This is a genomic window from Azospirillum sp. HJ39, assembly GCF_041507355.1.
In the GTDB taxonomy this organism is placed as follows: Bacteria; Pseudomonadota; Alphaproteobacteria; order Azospirillales; family Azospirillaceae; genus Azospirillum; species Azospirillum thiophilum.
Genome location: NZ_CP167915.1, coordinates 12258 through 27373, shown reverse-complemented (window position 1 = coordinate 27373; position 15116 = coordinate 12258). Strand labels below are relative to the sequence as shown.

General features: G+C 66.8%; 19 protein-coding genes. 1 reads left to right on the top strand and 18 read right to left on the bottom strand.

Features of this window, described 5'->3' with window-relative positions:
• Window positions 1-20: 20 nt before the first annotated feature.
• The 6 genes from ABMY26_RS36650 to ABMY26_RS36625 form a co-directional block, all read right to left on the bottom strand.
• On the bottom strand, window positions 21-239 hold the full coding sequence (locus ABMY26_RS36650) for a hypothetical protein (RefSeq protein ID WP_372396211.1): 219 nt from the start codon (window positions 237-239) through the stop codon (window positions 21-23).
• Window positions 240-274: 35 nt separating this feature from the next.
• Window positions 275-661, bottom strand: a complete 387-nt coding sequence (locus ABMY26_RS36645; RefSeq protein ID WP_372396212.1) for a hypothetical protein — start codon at window positions 659-661, stop codon at window positions 275-277.
• Window positions 662-772: 111 nt separating this feature from the next.
• A complete protein-coding gene (locus ABMY26_RS36640) occupies window positions 773-1249 on the bottom strand; it encodes a hypothetical protein (protein ID WP_372396213.1) in 477 nt (158 codons plus the stop codon).
• Window positions 1250-1292: 43 nt separating this feature from the next.
• Window positions 1293-1682, bottom strand: a complete 390-nt coding sequence (locus ABMY26_RS36635) for a DUF3168 domain-containing protein (RefSeq protein ID WP_372400742.1) — start codon at window positions 1680-1682, stop codon at window positions 1293-1295.
• 82 nt (window positions 1683-1764) lie between these two features.
• Window positions 1765-2553: a phage antirepressor N-terminal domain-containing protein gene (locus ABMY26_RS36630; protein WP_372400741.1), complete on the bottom strand. Its 789-nt coding sequence runs from the start codon at window positions 2551-2553 to the stop codon at window positions 1765-1767.
• Entirely contained in the window at window positions 2550-2981 is a 432-nt protein-coding gene (locus tag ABMY26_RS36625) for a hypothetical protein (protein WP_372400740.1), read from the bottom strand. Before ABMY26_RS36625 ends, ABMY26_RS36630 begins: the two co-directional genes overlap by 4 nt.
• Before the next feature lie 188 nt (window positions 2982-3169).
• On the opposite strand from ABMY26_RS36625, the gene ABMY26_RS36620 reads away from it, so the two are divergent.
• Window positions 3170-3361 (top strand): hypothetical protein, encoded by a 192-nt coding sequence (locus tag ABMY26_RS36620; RefSeq protein WP_372400739.1) that lies wholly within the window; start codon window positions 3170-3172, stop codon window positions 3359-3361.
• Here the strand turns inward: ABMY26_RS36620 and ABMY26_RS36615 are convergent.
• The 12 genes from ABMY26_RS36615 to ABMY26_RS36560 all read right to left on the bottom strand — a co-directional run bounded on the left by ABMY26_RS36615 (window position 3339) and on the right by ABMY26_RS36560 (window position 15017).
• Window positions 3339-3842 carry a hypothetical protein gene (locus ABMY26_RS36615; RefSeq protein WP_372400738.1) on the bottom strand — a complete coding sequence of 168 codons (504 nt, stop codon included), beginning with the start codon at window positions 3840-3842 and terminating at the stop codon, window positions 3339-3341. The genes ABMY26_RS36620 and ABMY26_RS36615 overlap by 23 nt on opposite strands.
• Before the next feature lie 44 nt (window positions 3843-3886).
• The gene (locus tag ABMY26_RS36610; RefSeq protein ID WP_372400737.1) at window positions 3887-4213 is read right to left on the bottom strand and encodes a phage head closure protein; all 327 of its coding nucleotides are present in this window, start codon (window positions 4211-4213) and stop codon (window positions 3887-3889) included.
• A complete protein-coding gene (locus ABMY26_RS36605; RefSeq protein ID WP_372400736.1) occupies window positions 4210-5307 on the bottom strand; it encodes a hypothetical protein in 1098 nt (365 codons plus the stop codon). Before ABMY26_RS36605 ends, ABMY26_RS36610 begins: the two co-directional genes overlap by 4 nt.
• 49 nt (window positions 5308-5356) lie before the next feature.
• The gene (locus ABMY26_RS36600; protein ID WP_045585106.1) at window positions 5357-5815 is read right to left on the bottom strand and encodes a hypothetical protein; all 459 of its coding nucleotides are present in this window, start codon (window positions 5813-5815) and stop codon (window positions 5357-5359) included.
• A 28-nt stretch (window positions 5816-5843) separates the two neighbouring features.
• Window positions 5844-7187 carry a phage major capsid protein gene (locus ABMY26_RS36595; RefSeq protein ID WP_372400772.1) on the bottom strand — a complete coding sequence of 448 codons (1344 nt, stop codon included), beginning with the start codon at window positions 7185-7187 and terminating at the stop codon, window positions 5844-5846.
• A gap of 84 nt (window positions 7188-7271) precedes the next feature.
• The gene (locus ABMY26_RS36590) at window positions 7272-8228 is read right to left on the bottom strand and encodes a S49 family peptidase (RefSeq protein WP_372400771.1); all 957 of its coding nucleotides are present in this window, start codon (window positions 8226-8228) and stop codon (window positions 7272-7274) included.
• Between the two features lie 10 nt (window positions 8229-8238).
• Window positions 8239-9516, bottom strand: a complete 1278-nt coding sequence (locus tag ABMY26_RS36585; RefSeq protein ID WP_372400770.1) for a phage portal protein — start codon at window positions 9514-9516, stop codon at window positions 8239-8241.
• Window positions 9513-11213 (bottom strand): terminase large subunit, encoded by a 1701-nt coding sequence (locus tag ABMY26_RS36580; RefSeq protein WP_372400769.1) that lies wholly within the window; start codon window positions 11211-11213, stop codon window positions 9513-9515. The genes ABMY26_RS36585 and ABMY26_RS36580 overlap by 4 nt, the downstream gene beginning before the upstream one ends.
• A complete protein-coding gene (locus ABMY26_RS36575) occupies window positions 11185-11712 on the bottom strand; it encodes a P27 family phage terminase small subunit (protein ID WP_052710356.1) in 528 nt (175 codons plus the stop codon). The genes ABMY26_RS36580 and ABMY26_RS36575 overlap by 29 nt, the downstream gene beginning before the upstream one ends.
• A 122-nt stretch (window positions 11713-11834) precedes the next feature.
• A complete protein-coding gene (locus ABMY26_RS36570) occupies window positions 11835-12182 on the bottom strand; it encodes an HNH endonuclease (RefSeq protein ID WP_372400768.1) in 348 nt (115 codons plus the stop codon).
• Window positions 12183-12333: 151 nt separating this feature from the next.
• Complete coding sequence (locus tag ABMY26_RS36565; protein ID WP_372400767.1) at window positions 12334-12909, bottom strand: hypothetical protein; 576 nt, start codon at window positions 12907-12909, stop codon at window positions 12334-12336.
• A 326-nt stretch (window positions 12910-13235) separates the two neighbouring features.
• Window positions 13236-15017: a hypothetical protein gene (locus tag ABMY26_RS36560; RefSeq protein ID WP_372400766.1), complete on the bottom strand. Its 1782-nt coding sequence runs from the start codon at window positions 15015-15017 to the stop codon at window positions 13236-13238.
• Between the last annotated feature and the right edge of the window lie 99 nt (window positions 15018-15116).

Here is a 15116-nt window from a genome sequence, read left to right as displayed (position 1 = left end):
CAAAGCAAGGCGCCATCCGGTCAGGGAGGCGCTTTGCCCTTCATCTTGCTGATCAGGAAGGCGGCGATGTCTTCACCCGCTTCCGCCCGGTCGGGCGGAGGATCGTCCTCGTCCGGTTCGCGCTTGGCGAAGGGCGAGGTGTCGATCACGAACTTCACAGTGGCCTTCACGGCGAGTTCCAGCAGCGGGATCGGCGTGTCCAGCACGACGTCCGGGGGCCAGTCCTTGCACCCGAGCACGCGCTCGACCAGATCGTCGAGATAGGCTTCGACCGTCAGGAAGCGGCGGCCTCGCTTGCGGTCGTGGCGGGCGCCTCGCCGTTTCCCTGGGCGGCGGCCTGCGCGTCGGCGCGGCGCTCCTCCTCCGTCCGCCCGCCGTTCAGAAGCATCAGGGTGAACTGGTAGAGCACGCGGGCCATGGGCGTGATGCCGTAGTCGAACAGCGCCTGTTCGACGGCCTCGCCGGTCTTGCCGGACGCGGCGCTGAAGGTCACCAGCAACACGGCATAGTCGATGGAGATGAGGGAGTTCAGCGCGTTCTGAATGCCGCCGGTGGCCTTGCTGATGGCTGCGGCGGCGCGCGGCGTGCAGCGCAGTTCGACGGGGTCGCCGTTGATGATGACGGTGACGACGCCGCGGGCGTAGATCGGAGCGGTAGACATCGGTCGGAGATCCTTCGGTCAGGATGGGAACGGGTATCAGGGTGGGACATGGACAGGGCCGGCGGCGGCATGACTCGCCACCGGCCCCAGGCGCAGGGACGCCCCAGCTCGTCAGGTGCTGGCCGCCGCCGGCACCGACTGGTAGCTCTCGGTCAGCTCCAGTTTCAGGTTGCGCTTCCAGGTATCGGAGGAGCCGCCGACGCTGCGGCGGGTGCTGATCACCAGGGCGCGGAAATAGAAGGTCGTGGGGGTGCCGACGATCAGGCCGTCGTCGTCGCGCGGCGCGTCGTCCTTCTCCAGTCGGAAGTTGTAGGCGTTGGGGTCGCCCATTGCGGCTTCCAGCCGCTCGCGGCCGGGGTCGCCTTCCAGATCGGCCAGCATGACGTTCATGCTGCCGGGGTCGACGATGCCCTTGGACTTGTAGACCTTGCCTTCGTCGGCCGCGTTGAACTTGATCACCTCGGCTTCGTCGCCGAACTCGCCGAAATTCTCGACGATGCCGACGCGCAGATAGGTGTCGCCGGTCAGCGACACCGCCTTGGTGCCGACATAGAGCTTCGTTCCAATCACCGATTGGGTGCTGGTCATGGTGGTTTCCCTATGCAGATGGTGTGGCGGCGGGCCGCCGGGGTTACAGGCGCTCGATGCGCGCCTGAAACTGGATGACGCCGTGACGGATCATGCCGTCCGGCTGGGTGAAGGCGCGGGAATGCAGGAACAGCAGCCGCACCGGCCGGAAGCCGGCGACCGTCAGCGGCCGGTTGTGCAGGGCATCCTTGATCTGCCCCATGATCACCTTGGCTTCCGACAGGCCGGCATGCTCCGACCAGACATGCAGGGTGGTGACGATCTCTTCCGACTCCACGTCGACGGCGGGGCCGGGGGTGACCACGTCCTCGCCGATGGTGACGTAGGGCTTCTCCTGCCCGGTGCGGACCGCGTCCAGCACCGGGACCATGGCGGGCGTGCTGGACAGGCGGGCGAACAGGGCGGCTTGAAGGGGATCGGATGCAGAGGTCATGGTGGTCCCTCAATCGGCCAAGAAGAAGGGCGCCCGGAAGGCGCCCTGATTGGTGTTCAGCATTGGTCGGTTCAGAACGCGGTCAGCGTTTCAAGCGGACGTCGAGGTAATAGATGCGGCTGGCCTTGGTGGAGCGGAGCCGCGGGGTCAGAGCGCGCCCGAAGGACACGCGCGTGATGGGGTCGATGCCGTTCCGCCCGCACCATGCCAGATAGGAGCGCCACAGCTCGTCGGAGGCGAGGCGGACACCGGGCACATGATCGGTGCAGGCGGCGAGGAAGGCTTCCACCCATTCCGGCCCCAGGATGCCGGCGGTGCCGTCGAGGGGCGGCAGGGGGGATTGCCGCCACAGCCGGCGCGCCGCATCCCGTCCTTCGATCAGGCGGGCTTCCCGGATGATGCCGAGCCAGAGGCCAAGCGTGCGGTCGGGGCCGGGAAGGTCAATCGCCGCATCGACGGGATCGACCATCGACACCTCTTCGACCGCTGCCATGTCGATGGCGTTGCGGACGGTGCCGGCGAAGTGATCGAACAGCACGCGGTGGCATTCGCGCTGATAGGCGATCAGCCGGTCGCGCAGCTCGGGCTTGACCCGGTTGACATCCACCCCGAACAGCCAGCCGGGGATGAGGTCTAGGGGCAGGCAGAGCACTTCGCGCACTTTGCCATCGGCGGCAACCGTCTTCATCATGAAGATGGTTGTGGACAGAGACGGCGTGCGCTTGATCCGATTGAACTGGCTTCCCCACGTTAAGCCGAGCGCTTCGCAGATCGGCCTGACCGAAACGACAACTCGCCCATCATCATTCCGACACGCCCACAGCGTGTCTCCGGTCGGCGGGAACGGGACGATTTCCAACATCGCGGTCATGCCCGCACCTCCATCCGCTCGATGTCGGTGATGAGCGCCCACAGCAGGCGGTGGCGGTGATCTTCCAGACAGGCGGAGGTCGGGGGCCTTAGTTCCATGGCGGCGGCGGCATGGGCGTCGCTGCCGCCGAAGGTCTCAAACAGGTAGCGCAGCTTGATCAGGATGCCGGCATTGGTGCGGGCAGGATGGCTTTCGACCAGCGCGCGGGCGGCATCATCCATTTCGTCGCACTGTGCAACAGCAGCGTCTGTGGCGTCATCCGGCAGTGCATCGCGGCGACGGGTGGCGGTGACGTGATCGCTCCATGCGATCAGCAACGCTGTATCGCTGGACGGTGTAAAATCAACAGCAGCAGCCGACCCGGCCGCCGCAACAGCGATGGCGGGGCCTGATGCAACGGCGCTCGCCAGCAGAGTGCGGCGCGTCATGGATGTGGTATGTCTCTGGGCAGCCATATCTGTACCTCGCAACAGGTCAGCGGTGGTTAGGCCGGGGCGAATGGGCGAACATTTGCCCCGGCCGCAGTGATGCAGTTTACGTACTGCATCACTGCATCTGTAGCAACAGGTAAACTGCATCAGTTGACACACTGCGCCTGTTTGCGCATATTCGCGCAATGAGCAACGAACCCCGCACCGTAAGGAAAGTCGTCTCTTTTGCCCCGTCCGAGTGGAAAGCAATCGACGACTGGATGTACGAAAACCGCGTCCGCGTCGAAGCGGATGCGATCCGCCGACTGATCGAACTTGGCTTGGAAGCCGCGAAGAAAGACCCAGGAAGCACGGTCATTTCTTCGGATACCCAATAAGCTCAACGATCTGGTCGTCGGTGATCTGTTCGGCCGCCGCGTCTGCCAGCTCCGGCGACCATGTTGCGCTCTCGCCGGCCGCCGCGCGGCGGATGGCCCGGATGACGGCGGCCCGGATACCGGCGATGGCCTTGTTCCGGTTCAGCCGATAGGCCGGCATGAGGAAGGGTTGGGCCGGCGCACCGGGGTGGTGACGCACGCTGCCGTCCGGCATGGGGATGTCGTGGGGATGCACTCCGAACTCGACCAGCGATATATGCGCGGCCCGGCCACGGCCCCACGATCCGACCCGCGCCGCCAGTCCGCCCTGGGTGAACTTGACGGCGAAGCGGCGCAGCAAGGTGCCATCGGAATAGGGGTGTCCCGACCCCGGCTTCGGCATCAGGCGCACGGCATCGGCGAATACGGCGAAGGCGGCATCCGACACCGCTTCCTTCACCTCTTCGGTCACAAGGTCCGGCAGGGTCCGCAGCGTCTTCATGAGCTGCGGCGCTCCCTTCACCCGGCTGCGGCGGCGGGCCATGGTCAGACCGGCACCCCGGCTTCGCATTCGAGCGACAGCCAAGGATCGCGCGTCCCGGCTTCGCCGACGAAGCGGATGTTCATCACCTTGCCGTTCCAGATCAGCCGGCAGGCAGTGGTGACGTCGGTGCGGCGGCGGATCACCACGCCGTAGCTGACCGATGCTTCGGTCTGCTGGGCGTTCTGGCGCTCTCGGCCCGACAGCGGGCGCACGCGCGCCCAGACGGTGGCGACGGCGCTCCATCCCTTGGTGTAGCCGCCGCGCCCGTCCGGGGTTTCCGTTTCGGCCTGGATCGTCACCCGCTGATCCAGTTCGCCCATGCGGATCATCGGACGGCCTCCAGCCAGGCGGTGGACGGCGCACCCAGCAGGCGGCGGGTCCAACCGGACAGCGAACGGACCCGCTCCGCCAGCTCCGGCCGGGCCAGCCGCCACGCGCGTTGATGCCCGATCAGCGGCTGCGGGATCGGCGCGCCGCCGACATAGGGCATGGCGTCATCGAACGGCACCCCGGCCAGGATCACCCGCCGGTAGCCCAGCTTATGCAGGGCGATGCGGACGCCGTAGAGGGCCGACGTGCCGAAGCGCTCCACGTCGGTGGTGACGCAGGCGATTCCATGCCCGGCGGCAGGCGCCCAGGCGGTGAAGCCGTCCGGCTTGCCCAGCGCCGCGCGCCGGTCCATGAAGCCGGCGAGCTGGTCAGGATGCAGCGAAACCCAATGATCCAGGGCAGCGTCCGCGACGATGCCGGCCCGGTTGATCGCCATCACGTCGCAGGCCAGCGGCCCCAGCGCCTTCAGATCGTCGAAGAGGCAGGCGGCAAAGCCCATGACCAGAAGGGGGCGGGTCATGACCCAACCCCCCATTGGCGGTCGGATACTCAGCAAGGCCGCCACGGTGAAGGGCAGTTCGTTCACGATGTTGCCGATGTTGATGGGCTCCCGGTTGGCATAGAGATGCGCGGCCAGCAGCTTCACCGCGGACTTGATGTTGCCGGGCACCTCCGCGGCATCGCCGAATCCCAGGGTGAAGCGCACCGTCACCGCGGCGAGCTGGGCGCGGGTGCGCGGCCATGCCGCGCCGGGGGCAGGCAGGATCACCGCCGGCCGCTCGGTCACGTCGACCTGATAGGCCGCAGGGTCGAGTGTGCGGGAGACACCGGCGGAATCGACGTAGGAGACGCTGTCGACCGACATCACCGGCCCGTGCGGGATTTCCAGCCGGTGGAGAAAGCCATCCAGCGTCCATTCCCACACCTGGGTGACGATGGCGGCACACAGATGGCTTTCGCACAGCATGCGGGCGGCCACGATCTGCGCTTCGATCAGCGTGTCTTCGTCGGCACCGTCGACCCGCATGTGCAGCTTCTGTTCGGCCAGCGAAACCGGCTCGGCCGCCGGTTTGGTGATCAGCTTCAAGCCCATGGCATTCACTCCAGGGGGCGGGCGGCAGTGCCGCCGCCCGCGCCACCGGTCACGGGACGATTTCCACCAGCGACGCCGCCTTGTTGTCGGCGGCGGTGCCGTAGCGGGGGGCGAAGCCGAAGACCAGCGCCGTCGTGTTGGCATCGGCTCCGGCGGAGGTCACGGTCAGGCGGGCATGGGTGAAGCCGCCGTTGACGTCGAGGTCGGCCGCTCGGCAGTTGATCGCGGCTTGCACATTGTCATCGTCGCCGGCTTCGGTCAGCGGCGTGATGGCCTTGCCCGTGATGTCCTTCGCCCCGGTGCCGGCGGCGTCCTTCGCCTGCTCCAGCTTGGCGCTGACGGTTGCGCCGACCGACAGGAGGCCGGTGGACACCACCGCCTGGATGGCGGCGAAGGTGGACATGTTGACCCAAGTGCAGGACGACGCCCCCGGTCCGTGCGAGCGAGGGGGGATGGAGCCGACCACAGCCGCATGGGCAGTGGTCAGGACGGTGGTGTTCACGGTCATGGTGGTTCCTCAGGTGCTGCTGGGGTGGTTACGCGCGGGTCGCCAGCGTGACGAAGTGCGACTTGGAGGTGTCGCCCTTGGCCGGCTGCACCGGCTTGGACAGGTGCGGCTGGCCGCCCAGGCGGAAGGTCCAGCGGAACGCCTGAAGCCCATAGTCGAAATACAGGTGGATGGAGGTGTCGAAGCGGATGCCGGACGCCTTCTTCGGCATGTAGTAGCCCTTGGGCGACAGCAGTTGCAGATCGCCTTCGGTGCCCAGGCTCTCCGCATGCTCGCTCCAGCGGATCGGCAGCCCCAGCAGGAAGCCGCCCGGCGCTTCCTTCAGGCCGGCGACAGGCGGCGTCCACATCGGGGTGTCGCCGATCTGCATCACGACGAGCTGGGGCACGATGTCCCGGTTCGCCATCCAGAACGGCGAATCACCCGGCTGCGTCAGCAGGCGGGTGTACATGTCCAGCACGTTCTCCACGACGATGCTCTTGGCCGCCTGACCGGCCTTCTTCGCGACCGCGATCTTGGCCGGGCTCTTCATCCAGCCCAGCGGCTTCTGAACGCCGTCGCCATAGATGATCGAATCGCCGATCTTCCAGTTGATGGCGATGGCCGCTTTGTTGGTCAGGCGGTTGGCGAGGCGGGGCGCGTCTTCCAACAGGTCTTCGTCGGCGGTGACGAAGGCGTACAGCGGCTCCAGCGGGACCGAGCGCGGCGCGGCCGGCGGGGCCTTGCTGCCGGTCATCTGGGTGCCTTCCGACCGCCACCGCACTTCGATACCGCCGGCACCCCAGGGGGTCGACTCGTCGGCCAGCAGCTTCACCTCGCGGGCGGAGGTGGGCTCGCCGTCGACCCAACTCGGGATGTCCTCCATGTCGAAGACCAGTTCCCAGATGCCGTCACGGAACATCGGGGGGACCATGAAGCCGTCGTCCGTCCCGTTGGCGGTCTGGACGTTGGTGGGGCCGGCGCCGACCAAGCGCTGATCCACCGACACCATGTTGCCGCCGCCGGGCGTCGCCTGTTTCACCGCCATGGCGAATTCCGCCATGTCGTGGAAGCCATAGGTCAGCGCCGGGTTCGGCTCGTTGGATGAGAAGTCGCCCGCGGCGGAGCGGCCCCGCCCCTCGGTCGCCTCGTTGCACAGCGGGGCGAAGGAGCGCTCGCGGTCGAGACGCTTTTCCTCCGCCTCGACGGCAGCCTGGGCCTCCGCCACCTTGGCTTCCAGTGCGTTGATTTCGCCGTCGAGTTTGGCGATATCCGCCTCATCCGCATCGGTGCGGCTGGCCTTGGCGCGGAGGGCGTTCAGCTCTGCGAACTTCTTGCGACCTTCCGTCTTCAGATCGGAAACGGCCTGTCGCAACTCTTTCAGGTTGGGCATGTCAACTACTCCACGGGGACAAGACAAAGGGCCGCCGCGCCGATGCCGGCGGGCGGGATGGACGGGGCGGCGATGTGAAAGGGGTCAGACGAAGGAGAGGATTCTGTCGTCGGCCACCGCATTGCGCGAGCCGCTGCCACCGGAGCGGCCAGCCAACCGGGACAGCGTGTCTTCGAAGGTGGCGACGCCGTCGACCATGCCCAGCGACTTGGCTTCGCTGGAGCCGACGACACGCCCCTCCCCGAAGCCGCCACGCACGTCAGCCGACTTCACCCCGCGACCGCGGGCGACCGCCTTGACGAAGCTGTCGTAATAGTCGTTCACCCGAGCCTGCATGGCTCCGCGCGCCTCTTCGGTCAGCGGCTCATAGGGGTTGCTTTCGGCCTTGAACTTGCCGGCCCGGATCAGCGTCGTCTTGACCCCGGCCTTTTCCATGGCCTGGGTGTATTCCGTGTGGGCGGAAAAGACGCCGATGGAGCCGACTTCGCCGGAGGGTGTCACGACCAGTTCTTCACACTGCGACAGGAGCCAGTACCCAGCCGATGCCGCCATGGTGTCCGCGATGCCGACGACACGCTTCTTTCCACGGGCATTGAAGATTTCGTCGGCGGCTTCCTGCACCAGATCGACCGAACCGCCTGGGGTGTCTGCGCGGATCAGGATCGTTCCGACCTGTTCATCCGCCAAGGCTTCCCGGAAGCGCGCCCGGAAGCGGTCCAGCGCCGCCATGCCCGATACGTCGGCGAACATGCCGGCGCGTGGCGTGATGACGCCGAACAGCGGCAGGACGGCGATGGCCCCGCTCCGGGCGCTGCCCACCCGCGCGCTGTCCGCCGCCGGTTTGCCCGCCTGGGCCTCTGCGATCCGCTGACGAATGTCTTCCTTCGACAGCCGGCCGCCGGCCGCGCGAAACGCCAGCAGGTCGGTGATGACCGCCAGCATGCCGGGCATGATCGCCCAGGGGGTTTCGGACACGGCGCGGATGACGTGGGCATAGCGCAGCTCCGCGGCCATCGCCCCGTCGTCGGTCAGGTCGGACATCGGCATTCCCTCAGTGGGTCGGTGCAGGAAGATCGGTAGGCGCGGGGGCCTGGGTGTCGGCCCGAGCGGCCGGCGGCTTGCTGCCGGCCGGGGCCATGTTGAGCGGTTGCAGGTAGTCGTCGCCGTTGGCGATGGGGTTCATGTTCTCCATCTTCCGAATGTCGTTGATCGACAGCCAGCCGCCCTGACGGCCCTGGAAGAAGGCTTCGTAGCGGGATTTCAGGTCGCCGCGCAGAAGACCGGAGACATTGAATTCGGCGAAGAAGTTGGGGGAGAGGATCAGGTCCGCATTGATCTTGCTTTCCCACAGCTCCAGCCACGGCAGCATGGTGTCGGTGACGAAGTCGATGGACTGCTGTTCGACGTTCGACCGGGTGCCGTTGTCCATGATCCCGGCCTTGTGCGGCGGGACGCGCCAGATGCGCGTGAGTTCCAAAGCCAGATCACGTCGGGTTTCCAGGAACTGGCTTTTCTGGTTGTCGATCTGCTGCCGGTTCAGCTTGATCCCATGTTCCAGCATGGCGTCCCGGTGCTGATTTCCGCCGGTCCGGGCACGCCGCCACGCCTTCATGTAGTTGTCGCGGTCGTTCGGAGTCTTGAATGTGCCGGCCGGCGCTTCCAGAATACCGCCGGATTCCCCGCCGTTTTTGAAGTAGCGAGCGCCATAGGAGTGCACGGCAATGGCGGCCCCGATGATGTTGCCGCTGGTCTGGGGCACCGGCACCCCGGCCAAACCATCATCGGTGAACGGCAGCGCCCGCAGGTGCCACATCTCCGACGAATGAAGACGGCGCGACTGGCCGGTGTACTGGTCAGCGACATCGTACCAAACGTCCCTGCCGTTGCGGCGGGGGGCGACCCGCGACGGGTGATGCGGAATCAACTGATCGACCGCACCGCGCGGGCCGGGCACTATTTCGGCATAGGCGTTGCGGTGCCATGCCAGCCACCATTGCATCTGGCCGATGAACTCCCAGGATGTCTGGAAGCCGTTGGGGCGAAGCGCCAGCAGGTCCGCCAATGGGTGTCGGTCGGCTTCCTCGCGCCCACCGTTCGGCAGTTTGCGGAACACCTTCAGGGGCAGGGACGGCACGGTTTCCGACAGCAGCTTCAGGCAGTCCAGCACGACCGGAACCTGAAACGCCGCGCGCGCCGACACCACCACACCGGAGGTTTCAGCGAAGGAGATTGCGCCGTCGACGGAGGTGTACCAGTGATCGTCGGCCGGGTTGCGCACCGGGGCTTCGTCCTGTTCCTGCCCCAGGATGCGGCGAAACATCGTCATCATGCCAAGGGCACCTCATAGTCAGCAGGGATTTCGACGCCTTGTCCCCCGCCGTCGAAGACGATTGCGCGGCCCAGCGCCATGACGGCGGCGACGATGCCGTCGATGCGCTCGCCGCTGGTCGCCTTGTTCGGCTTGATGTTGTCAGCGGCATCCCGGTCGATGGCGACGTTCTCAGCCATCCAGTGCAGCACCGGGTGTCCGCCGTGGGCCAGCTCATGCCCCACGACCATGGCTTCGAACCGTTTGGCCGGGGCCGACATGGACGCAAAGCCTTGACCGAACGGCACCATCGGCAGACCGTCCGCCGTCAGGTTGGTGACGAGCTGGGTGGCGTTCCACCGGTCATAGGGGGCTTCGATCAGGCCATAGGCGCCCGCATCCTCGCGGATTGCCATCTCCACCGCGCCATAGTCCACGACGTTGCCGGGGGTCGCTGTCATGGCCCCATCCCGCGCCCAGAGGTCGTACGGCACCCGGTCCCGGCGGGACCGCAGGTCGATATTGCGCTCCGGCACGAAGAAGCGGGGGACGATGAACCACGGATCGTCATCGCCCTGCGGTGGGAACAGCTTCACCCAGGCGGTGATGTCGGTCGTGCTGGACAGGTCCAGCGCGCCGAAGCACGGACGGCCGAACAGGAAGCGGGCCAGTTCCTTCCAGCCGACCGGGCCGGCGCACTGCTGCCAATCCGCCATCGGCAGCCACCGGGTGTCCTGCTGCGTCCACATGTTCAGATGCAGGCGGCGGAACGTGTTCTCATAACCAGGCACACGCTTGGCGTGGGCGCATTCCTGCGCCAGATACTCGAGCGACACGGCGTCGCCCACCGAGGGATTCGCCTTCGCCCAGGTGCGCGGATCGGTCCAGTCGTCCGCCTCATCCGCCATGAACAGGATGGGCAACAGCGACGGATCGTCATCGACGCCGTCACGCACCCGCACGGCCTGCTCATGCACCTCCCAGCAGATGCCCTGACGGCGGGAGCCCGCCGTGGTCATCAGGGCTTCCAACGGCTCTTCGCGGGCACCCACCGCAGTGTGCAGGACGTCCAGCAGATCGCGGTTCGGCTGGGTGTGCAGCTCGTCGAAGATGATGCCGGAGGGGTTCAGCCCGTGCTTCGTCTCCGCGTCGGACGACAGAACGCCATAGCTTGACATCAGGCGGGCACAGATGACGGACCGCTTGAACACCTCGCAGACGCGCGAAAGCGGGGGCGAGGCAAGGACCATGCTGGCGGCCTCGCGGAAGACGATGCTGGCCTGTTCGCGGTCGGCGGCGGCGGAATAGATTTCGGCCGACCGCTCGCCGGCCAGCAGCAGCAGCAGCGCCAGACCGGCGGCGAAGGTGCTCTTCCCGTTCTTGCGGGCGATGAACAGGTACGCCCGGCGCACCACCCGCCGGCCGGTGGATGCCCACTTGAAGCCGAAGATGATGCTGACGACGCGGCGTTGCCAATATTTCAGGTGGAAGGGCTTGCCGGCCAGCCGGCCCTTCGAATGCCGCAGGAAGGTGGGGAAGAAGTCGCACGCCTTTTCGGCCGCCGCCTTGTCGAAGACGAAGCGGGGATCGTTGGCGTAGCGCTCCCACAGGCGGTCCACCACGGCGGCAGCATGGGCCTCCGCGAACGCAATCACCTCCGCCTCGGTGGGCGGGGTGACGGTCACGGCATCACTGGAGCCAGCCGACTGGATCGTCATGATTCGCCTGGGGTTTGGTGGCATCCGAGGAATGCGCCGCCGGGGACGCCGCATCGGGAAGAGGCAACTGGTACTGGCGCGCGGCGCCGAGCTGCGCCGCGGTGCTGATCCGCGCCTTGGTGTTCTGGGTCAGCTGGTCGCTGTACTTCGCCATCAGCCGGGCCTGGGCGTTCATCACGCCTACCTCTGGCCGGGTGCGCACATAGCCGGTTTCGGTCGAATAGGTGATGCCCTTGCGGTCGATCACCTTCTTGCACCGGAGATACAGGGCGCGGGCCTCGCAGTAGGCACGGAACGTGGTCAGGTCGGACGGTCGCCCCAGGCCGGTGGACAGGAACCGGGGCAGCTCCTCCAACCACACCTCCCGCTCGCCCTTGGTCAGGCTGGCGGGAGGCGCGAACTCCGAAACCGGCTCCGTCGACGCGACGGCAGGCGGGGCCTCCGTCGCCGGGGCCGCCGCTCGCTTGCGCCGTCCGGGGTTGCCGGCGAGGGCGTTCAACGCCTCCGCCTTTGGCTTCCGTCCCCTGGTCACTGCCGCCGCTCAAAAAAAATAATTTCCCAATTTCGCGAACGCGCGCGTTGCCTTGAGACACCGGTCCGTGGGCCGAAAGGTTCCAAGGATCAGACCCCCCCCACCCCTCGGGCCGACTGGCCGCGGGCCGCCCGCTCCGCCGCCTGTTTCGGCCCGTCGTGGCAGGGCTTGCACAGGCTTTGGGTGTTCTCGCGGTTGAAGAACAGCGCGCGGTCGCCCCGGTGCGGCTTGACGTGGTCGACCACAGTCGCCGCGACGGTCAAGCCGTGCTCCGCGCACATGCGGCACAGAGGCTCCACCGACAGCCGCCACGCCCGGATGTCCAGCCACGACTTGACCTTGTACCAGCCACGCCACGGCTGCGCTTCCTGACGGGCGCGGTCGTGGCGTTGCCGGTCTTCGGCGGCGTGGGCATCGCAGAAGCGGCCATCGGTCAATCGACCGCAGCCGGGACGGGCGCAGGGTTTCTTCGGTTTCCAGGGCATGTTGGGCAGGGCTGAAACGCAGTGCGCCCGGCGGGAGAGTTACTCCGGCCGGGCGCACTACCTCAATCTAGCGGAGAGGCTAACCCAAACGTCCCCATGTCCGTCAAGCGGTATTTTTCGGAACACCGAGACCGAATGTTGCGGCGTACCCGCCCAGCGCCTTCAAGACGGCTTCCGACACCCGGCCATTGCGCAAGCCCAACTCCACGTCCAGCCCGCGCGGCTCGGCCTCCCCGGTGACCACTCGCATCACCGCCACGTCCAGATACAGCGTCCGGTGCCGCCCGCGCAGCCTGCCCGCCTTGCCCGCCGCACGCACGCTCGCACACCACCGCTCCAACCGCCAAGCCGGTCCCTCCGCCAGCTCCCACGACACTGTACCGCCCGAGGGCCCCAGCGGCGGGCTGGTGCGGTTGCCGCCATCGACCACCAGCCGGGACGGGTCCACCGCCCGCAGCCCCGACGCGGTCGGGATCGCAATCGCCAGCCCGCGCCCGATGTCGACTGCCGCCGCAAGCTGCGACACGTCCAGCCGACCACGGGCGTACATCAGCGCCACCCAGCCACGCCCGCACACCAGCCCCGGCACGGCCGGGTCGCCCCGCTCCGGCAGGTCGCGCAGGCGACCGGTGACCAGCCCGTCACCGTCATCCACCTGCATTGCAAAATCTCCGTCCATGCCTGATACTCCCGATCCCAAAGCCAGCCCGGCCCGTGTAACGGTGTAACGGTGGCGTAACACCAGCCCGTTACGCTTAACGCTTTGATCCCATTAGACAATTTGACTTTGTAACGGTGTAACGGTCGTTTTGGCCTTGCAGATGTGCGCGCGCACATTAGGGAGGGAAAATCGACCGTTACACCGTTACACATTCAAAAAATCATGTTCTTTCAGTGGATTAGGCGTAACACTGAGCCGTTACGCTTACCGTTACACCGTTACGCCTAACCCATTGAAACGACACGATTGCATACCGAAGGTAGCGGATAGCCGACTGCCGCAACTCAGCCGCTTTCCTCGACCCACGGCAGGTAATTCGCGGGAATGCGCGTGGCCCGGCTGACACCGCCAGCGAAGCGCTTGGTCTCTTCGGTCGCGGTCACGTCGGTGCCCAATCGTCGGAGCGTGCCCACCCAGCCGCCTTCCGCCCACCGTGTGCCGTGGAAGATGCGACGTAGCCCGCCGTGCCTATTGGCGACCAGCAGGAACGGCGTGCCGATATCGTCCATCTCGATGCGCATCCCGTAGGTCCGCAAAGCCTTCCCGTTCTCCCCTTCGCCCTTCGGCTCTGTCCGGGCCTCAGCGATCAGGTCGCCCACGGTCGCCCGCGTCCCGGACCGCCAATGATCCGGGATGAAGGTCATGAGGTGGTTCAGGCACTGCTGCGCATCGTTGTCTTCACGGTCATCGGCCCGCATGGAGGCGATCCGGGCGGCCAGCGAACCGACCACCTCTTCCATGCTGTCGCTGTCCGGCGGATCGTCGTAAAGCAACAGGTCACGGCCAGCGAGCGCCACGGCCAGCACGTCGGCCTGTCGGCCGTCGCACTGCGCGGCCATCAGAGCGGCGCGGTAGGCATCCACGGCCCCAGCGAAGCGCTGGGCGCCCAGCAAGACCCGCGCGCGGAACCGCCCGCTCATCTTCCGTGCCCAGGTGATGGCAGCATCAACCCGTGCGGCGGCGGCGGGGTCACTGGTAGCCTTCAGGATGTCGAAGCGGAGGATGCGTGACCGATCCTGTGGAGCCAATGGCGGAGGATTGATGCCGGCCATCAGAGCGCAACCGATGACGGTGAAGCGCTGGACAAGGCCGCCAGGGCTGCCCTTGCTGACGTTCGCGCCCGTGCTGCCCGACATGCGGCGGATCAGGCCGATAACCTGCTGCATTGCCCCGGTGGCGTCGCCTTCCGCTTCGTCCAGCAGCACGACGCGCGCTTCATCGCTCAGTGCCTGCCGGACACCCGCTTCGGAAAAGCCGTTCATCGGCACCCCCATCGGGCCGCACAGCGCTTCCAGCAACTCGCACAGCGCGGACTTGCCTGCGCCATGCTCCGCCGCGACCTGGGCATGCGCACGCCACTTCGGATAGCCGGACAGCAACGCCACCGCAGCCCATCCAAGGAACAGGTCAGCGTCAGCAGGGTCGATGAACTTCCACAACCGGAAATGATCCAGCAGCGTTTGCCCATCACCAACGGCAGCCGGGGTGTCGAAGAGTGGTGGGTCCATCCTGGGGGCGGACGGGTACACGACGGCACCCTCTCGCCAGCCGGGCGCGTTCCAGTAGACAGCGCCGGCTTCGACCCTCCCAACCCGATCCCCCACATGCACGACGGCGGCAGGCCGCCCATCAGCGCCGGGCAAACCGCGCCACACGCCCCGGCCACGCAGGCGCATGTCCGGATCGAACACGCCCGCGCGCTCGCAGGCACGGATCAGATACCCGACGACGAGCCGGGGCAAGAAGTCGTCAATGTCATTGCCCATCTTGTCTACTGCGGGGTAGTGCTCGATCAGCCATGAACTGTCGCCCGCAAACAGGCTCAACAGGCCATTGGCTGTCATGTCACGGACGGCCATGACCCGCTTTTCGCCGCTGGCGGATAGGAAGAAATACCGGCCGTCATGGTGCCCCAATGCAACCACAGGGCATTCTCCCGGATCACCGGCTCCGGCCGCCACGAAGCTGCCGCCATCGCCCGCCGCCCGGACTGGCGCACCCTCCACCGCCTGCCGGAGGGCTTCATCGTCGGGCCGGGGTGGCAATGGCCGGATGTCATCGGGCATGCTGCACCCACGGTTTGCCGGTCGTGACCGGGTTGATGGAGCTGTTCCCCCCCATGCCCCCGAACGGGTAGCCATCCGCCGCGCGCGGCGTGGCCTTGC